General features: G+C 68.6%; 5 protein-coding genes and 1 pseudogene. 2 read left to right on the top strand and 4 right to left on the bottom strand.

Going from position 1 to position 6,064, the window contains the following annotated elements; all coding sequences use genetic code 11:
• From ASD69_RS22540 to ASD69_RS00305, 3 genes and pseudogenes are all read right to left on the bottom strand, one after another.
• Positions 1-332: pseudogene (locus tag ASD69_RS22540) on the bottom strand (hypothetical protein); the annotation flags it as partial.
• Position 333: 1 nt separating this feature from the next.
• Positions 334-759 (bottom strand): outer membrane beta-barrel protein (locus tag ASD69_RS00310; protein WP_157499088.1); only part of this gene is annotated, 426 nt, incomplete at its 3' end.
• 186 nt (positions 760-945) lie between these two features.
• On the bottom strand, positions 946-2,394 hold the full coding sequence (locus ASD69_RS00305) for a bifunctional 2-methylcitrate dehydratase/aconitate hydratase (protein ID WP_056172439.1): 1,449 nt from the start codon (positions 2,392-2,394) through the stop codon (positions 946-948).
• A 152-nt stretch (positions 2,395-2,546) separates the two neighbouring features.
• On the opposite strand from ASD69_RS00305, the gene ASD69_RS00300 reads away from it, so the two are divergent.
• On the top strand, positions 2,547-3,338 hold the full coding sequence (locus ASD69_RS00300; protein ID WP_056172436.1) for a class III extradiol ring-cleavage dioxygenase: 792 nt from the start codon (positions 2,547-2,549) through the stop codon (positions 3,336-3,338).
• Between the two features lie 386 nt (positions 3,339-3,724).
• Here the strand turns inward: ASD69_RS00300 and ASD69_RS00295 are convergent, their stop codons facing one another.
• The gene (locus tag ASD69_RS00295) at positions 3,725-4,651 is read right to left on the bottom strand and encodes a LysR family transcriptional regulator (RefSeq protein WP_056172434.1); all 927 of its coding nucleotides are present in this window, start codon (positions 4,649-4,651) and stop codon (positions 3,725-3,727) included.
• A gap of 167 nt (positions 4,652-4,818) precedes the next feature.
• Between ASD69_RS00295 and ASD69_RS00290 the strand changes: the two genes are divergently transcribed.
• Entirely contained in the window at positions 4,819-6,009 is a 1,191-nt protein-coding gene (locus tag ASD69_RS00290) for an MFS transporter (RefSeq protein WP_056176312.1), read from the top strand.
• Positions 6,010-6,064: the final 55 nt, after the last annotated feature.

Below are 6,064 nucleotides of genomic sequence, written 5' to 3'. Positions count from 1 at the left end.
TGGCTTCCGGGCCCAGCGGGACGATGATGCCGACCGAAGCCAGCACGTCGCCGAACCAGTCTTCCTGCGGAGCGGCATTGCTGGTGTCGTCGAAGTCGGCGCGGTACGCCAGCTCGGTACGGATACCGACGCGGCCCAGGTCGCCCTGGATGCCCAGACCGACCTTGGCGGCCAGGTTGCCGTCTTCACGGCGGCCCGGCGAGTTCGGCGACGGGAACGCGTTGAACTCTTCTTCCGAACGCTGGTAGCCGATACCCAGCAGCGCGTACGGGTTCCAGTTGCGGCCTTCGGTGATGAAGTGGCGGCGGAAGTCCAGCGAGACGCCGTACTGGNCTTGGCGGCCAGGTTGCCGTCTTCACGGCGGCCCGGCGAGTTCGGCGACGGGAACGCGTTGAACTCTTCTTCCGAACGCTGGTAGCCGATACCCAGCAGGGCGTACGGGTTCCAGTTGCGGCCTTCGGTGATGAAGTGGCGACGGAAGTCCAGCGAGACGCCGTACTGGCTCCACGACAGGTCCTGATCGGCGTCGAACTTCGGGTGCTGGTAGTTCAGCTCGCCGTCGATCGACCAGTTCGGGCTGATGAACTTGCCCACGCCCAGGCCCAGGAACGGCGCGTTACGCGTGCCGCGGTCGTTGTCCTGGATGTTCATGCCCGTCGAACCGGTGATGTACCAGCGGTCGTCGAAATCCTGCGCGCTGGCCGCCTGGGCCAGACTCAGGCCACCCAGCAGGGCGGCGCAGAGGAGTTTTTTATTCATTTGTTATAGCTCCTTGGTTCAGAAAAATTTGGAAACCGCGTCTGCGAGGTTCCTACCAATTCAGGACAGCCGCCTTACGACGCCATCCCGCGCAGGTTAGGTTTGCCTATGTGAAAGCCATGTTAACAGGCATCTAACATTCGCGACGGCATCCGTGTTAAACGCCGGCGCCGCCGCGAACGTGAATCAGGGCTGAAACAGGCCCAGGAAGCCGGTGATGGGCTGCGCGTCCAACCGCGCCGGGTCCCGGGCCAGCGCGCACAGTGTATCGGCCTGCGCGGACGGCAGTCGGGCGCGGATCGCAGTCTCGAACTTGGCCATCAGCAAAGGCAGGCCCTCGGCGCGGCGGCGGCGATGGCCGACCGGGACATCGACCCGCACCGCCTCGGTGGCGCTGCCGTCGTCGAAGAACACCTGCACGGCGTTGCCGATGTAGCGCCGGTCGGGGTCGTGGTAGTCGCGGGTGAAGTCCGCATCTTCGACGACCGTCATCTGCGCGCGCAGCGCGTCGATGCGCGGATCGGCGGCGATGGCGTCGCCATAGTCCTCGGCCTGGAGCCGGCCGAAGATCAGCGGCACCGCCACCATGTACTGCAGGCAGTGATCGCGATCGGCGTAATTGGCCAACGGCCCGGTCTTGTCGATGATGCGGCGCCCGGCCTCCTGGGTGCGCAGTTCGATGCGCGCGATGCGGTCGAGGCGGTCGCGCACCTGCGGGTGCAGACGCAGCGCGCATTCCACCGCGGTCTGGGCATGGAATTCGGCCGGATAGCTGATCTTGAACAGCACGTTCTCCATCACGTAGCTGCCGAAGGGGCGCTCGAACTCGAACGCGCGACCGCGCATGGCGACGTCGTAGAAACCCCAGGTCGGCGCGCTCAAGGCGCTGGGATAGCCGACCTCGCCCTTGACCGCGTTGAGCGCGTGCACGACCGCGCGCCGGCAGGCGTCGCCCGCCGCCCAGCTCTTGCGCGGGCCGGTGTTGGGCGCATGCCGATAGGTGCGCAGCGCGCCGTTGTCGATCCAGGCCTGCGAGATCGCGCTCAGGATCGCCTCGCGCTCGCCGCCCAGCATGCGCGTGGCCAGCGCGGTCGAGGCCAGGCGCACCAGGATCACGTGATCCAGGCCGACCCGGTTGAAGGCGTTGCGCAAGGCGTAGCAGCCCTGGATCTCGTGGGCCTTGATCGCATGGTCCAGCACCTCGCGCACGCTCAGGCCGCGACCGCCCGCGGCTTCGGCGCGCCGGCCCAGGTAGTCGGCCAGCGCGAGCAGCGTGCCCAGGTTGTCGGACGGATGCCCCCACTCGGCGGCCAGCCAGGTGTCGTTGAAATCCAGCCAGCGGATCTGGCTGCCGATGCTGTAGGCGGCCTGGGCCGGATCGAGTTCGTAGGCGGTGTACGGCACGCGCGCGCCGCCGCGCAGTTCCGCGCCCGGCACCAGCGGGCCCAGATGGGCGACGCAGGCCGGGTGCACCATCGCCAGGGCCGCGCAGGCCAGCGAATCCAGCAGCATGGTGCGCGCGGTGGCGTAGGCCTCGTCGGAGTCGATGCGGTAATCGAGCACGTAGTCGGCGATCTCGCGCATCGGCGCGTCGTAGTCGGGACGGACGGCGGAACGGGGATCGGCGTGGTTCATGAGGGGCGGTGAGGCGGGGGCGGAAGCGTCAGTCTGCGGCGCGGCATGTGCGGCCGGCGCGAACGCCGCGCCGGCGTTTGACGCCAAGGACGGAACGCAGCGAGCGGCGCAACGCGCTGGTGTTTGCCCCCGCGCGGGATCACCCTTGCGCTATGGACATTCCGACCCGCCTGCCGACCCTGTTCCTGTCCCACGGTTCGCCGATGCTGGCGATCGAGGATTCCGCCGCCGGCCGCTTCCTGGACGGGCTGGGCGCGCAGTTGCCGTGGCCGAAGGCGATCGTGGTCGCCTCGGCGCATTTCATGACCGACCGGCCGATGCTGGGCGGACACCCGCAGCCGCACACCGTGCACGACTTCGGCGGCTTCCCGGCGCCGCTGTACCAGATTCAATACCCCGCCCCGGGCGATCCGGGCCTGGCCGAGGCGATCCGCGCGCGCCTGGAGGAGGCCGGTTTGAATCCCAAGGTGCGCGAGTCGCACGGCTTGGATCACGGCATCTGGGTACCCTTGCGGCGCATGTACCCGCAGGCCGGGATACCGGTGGTACCGCTGTCGGTGATGCCGCACGGCGACGCGGCCCAGCATTACGCGTTGGGTCGCGCGCTGGCGCCGCTGCGCGAGGAGGGCGTGCTGGTGATCGGCTCGGGCGGCTTCGTGCACAACCTGGGCGATCTGGACTGGCAACACCGCGACGCGCCGCTGGCGCCGTGGGCGCGCGAGTTCGGCGAGTGGATGCACGCACGCCTGGACGCGCACGACCATGCCGCGCTGCTGGATTGGCAGGCGCAGGCGCCGCACGCGCGGCATGCGCATCCGACCGTCGAGCATCTGATGCCCTTGTTCGTGGCGATGGGCGCGGCCGGTGCGCAGGCCTCGGTACGCACGATCCATCGGTCGCACGAGATGGGCTCGTTGGCTTTGGATGCGTTTGCGTTCGATTGAGGGCGGGGAAAAGCAAATCCCCCTCAATCCCCCTTTTCCAAAGGGGGAAGGCCGGAGCGACGCAAGGCCTTCTGTGGGAGCGGCTGAGCCGCGATCGAGCCGCGCGCGCGGAGACGAAAAGCAAATCCCCCTCAATCCCCCTTTTTCAAAGGGGGAAGGCCGGCGCGACGCAAGGCCTTCTGTGGGAGCGGCGTGAGCCGCGATCGAGCCGCGCGCGCGGAGCCGAAAAGCGAATCCCTCTCAATCCCCCTTTTCCAAAGGGGGAAGACCGGCGCGACGCTACGCCTTCTGTGGGAGCGGCGTTAGCCGCGATCGAGCCGCGCGCGCGGAGCCGAAAAGCGAATCCCCCTCAATCCCCCTTTTTCAAAGGGGGAAGACCAGGGCGCTCAAGGCACCGAGATTTCGTACTGCTCCCAAGGCGGATGCTCGCCGAAGCGTTCGGCCAGGAAATCGGCGAACGCGCGCACCCGCGGCGGAATCAGGCGACGCTGCGGCATCACCGCGTAGATGCCGGATTCGGCGACGCCGTAGTCCGGCATCACCGGCACCAGCCGTTTCGCGCGCAGGTCCTCGTTGACGTGCCAGGTCGAATGCACGGCGATGCCCAGGCCGGCGACCGCGGCGTCGCGCAGCAGCTCGCCCAGGTTGCTTTCGAAACGCCCCGACACCCGTACCGCGACTTCGCGGCCGGCGCGGTCGTGCAGGCGCCACAGATCCTGGCGGCCCTGGCTGCCGACCAGGATCAGACACTCGTGGCGCGCGAGCTCCTCGGGCGAGTTGGGCATGCCATGGCGGCGCACGTAGTCGGGCGAGGCGCAGATCACGCGCCGGTTCGGCGCCAGCTTGCGCGCGACCAGGCTGGAGTCCTCGAGCGCGCCGATCCGGATCGCCAGATCGAAACCGGAACTCACCAGGTCCAGCAACTGATCGTTGAGATTGACGCTGACCTTGACCCGCGGATGCAGGGCCAGGAATTCGGGCAGCAGCGGCGACAGGTACTGGCGCCCGAACGAGGCCGAGGCGGTCAGGCGCAGGGTGCCGGCGACGTCGGTCGCGGCCTGGCGCAGGCCGCCGGTCAGCGCCTCCAGGTCCTCGACCAGGGCACGGCCCTGTTCGGCCAAGGCCGCGCCCTCGGGGGTGGCGTGCAGCTGGCGCGTGGTCCGGTGCAACAGGCGCACGCCCAGGTCGCGTTCCAGCCGCTTCAGGCGCTGGCTGGCCACCGCCACCGACAGGTCCAGGCTGCGCGCGGCGGCGCTGATCGAGCCCAGATCGAGCACGCGCAGGAACAAGGCAAGGTCGCCGACTCGGTCCATGGCCTATTCTCAATTATTTATTGAAACTGATTAGTCATCTTGGTGGTTTTAGCTAAAGATGCAAGCTTCCAGACTGCGCGCCTCCCCAGTGGATGCCCGACATGGAATCCCCCGCCCTTCCCCGCTCCGAAACGGGCGCCTCGAAGCATGGCGCGCCCAAGCAGCGCATGCCTTTGGCCCTGTACGCCCTCACCGCCGGCGCCTTCGGCATCGGCACCACCGAATTCGTGATCATGGGCCTGCTGATGCAGGTCGCCGCCGATCTCCAGGTCACCATCGCCGCGGCCGGCCTGCTGATCTCCGGCTACGCCCTGGGCGTGTTCGTCGGTGCGCCGCTGCTGACCACCGCGACCCGACGCCTGCCGCGCAAGACCGTGCTGGTCGCGCTGATGCTGATCTTCACCCTGGGCAACATCGCCTGCGCGATCGCGCCCAACTACACCACTCTGATGATCGCGCGCGTGATCACCTCGCTGGCGCACGGCACCTTCTTCGGCGTGGGCGCGGTAGTCGCGACCGGCCTGGTCTCGGAAGACCGCAAGGCCTCGGCGATCTCGATCATGTTCGTCGGCCTGACCGTGGCCACCCTGCTCGGCGTGCCCGCCGGCGCCTGGCTGGGCCTGCACCTGGGCTGGCGCGCGACGTTCTGGGCGGTGGCTGCGATCGGCGTGATCGCCACGATCGTGATCGCGGCGCTGGTGCCCAAGGACAACGGCCAGCAGGAGAACGCCGCGCTGCGCGACGAGATCAAGGCGGTGACCCATCCGCAGGTGCTGCTGGGCCTGGCCATGACCGTGCTCGGCTTCGCCGGCGTGTTCACCGTGTTCACCTACATCCAGCCGATCCTGACCCAGGTCACCGGCTTCGCCGAAAGCGCGGTGTCGCCGATCCTGCTGGTGTTCGGCGTCGGCCTGATCGCCGGCAACCTGCTCGGCGGCCGTCTCGCCGACCGTCGCCTGGCGCCGGCCCTGATCGGCACCCTGGTCGCGCTGGCGGTGGTGTTGGGCCTGATGACCTTCGCCCTGCACAGCAAGATCGCCGCGGTGATCTTCGTCGCCCTGCTCGGCATCGCCGCCTTCGCCACGGTGTCGCCGATCCAGCTGTGGGTGTTGCAGAAGACCGACAGCGCCGGCCGCAACCTCGCCTCCAGCCTCAACATCGGCGCCTTCAACCTCGGCAACGCACTCGGCGCCTGGCTGGGCGGCGCGGTGATCAACGTAGGCCTAGGCTTGGGCGCGGTGACTTGGGTGGCCGCGTTGGTGACGGTGACGGGCATCGTGCTGGCGGTGTGGGCGGCGCGCCTGGACGCACCGCGCAAGCCGACGCCGCAAGCCGCCGCGGCCTGCCCGGCCGCCTGATTCCGCTCTCCCCTCATTCGCCAGGCGCCTCGCAAACGCACGCCTTAATCGCAAG

It is taken from the genome of Lysobacter sp. Root604, from assembly GCF_001427505.1.
GTDB lineage: Bacteria > Pseudomonadota > Gammaproteobacteria > Xanthomonadales > Xanthomonadaceae > Lysobacter.
This window is presented reverse-complemented; position numbering and strand designations above follow the sequence as displayed.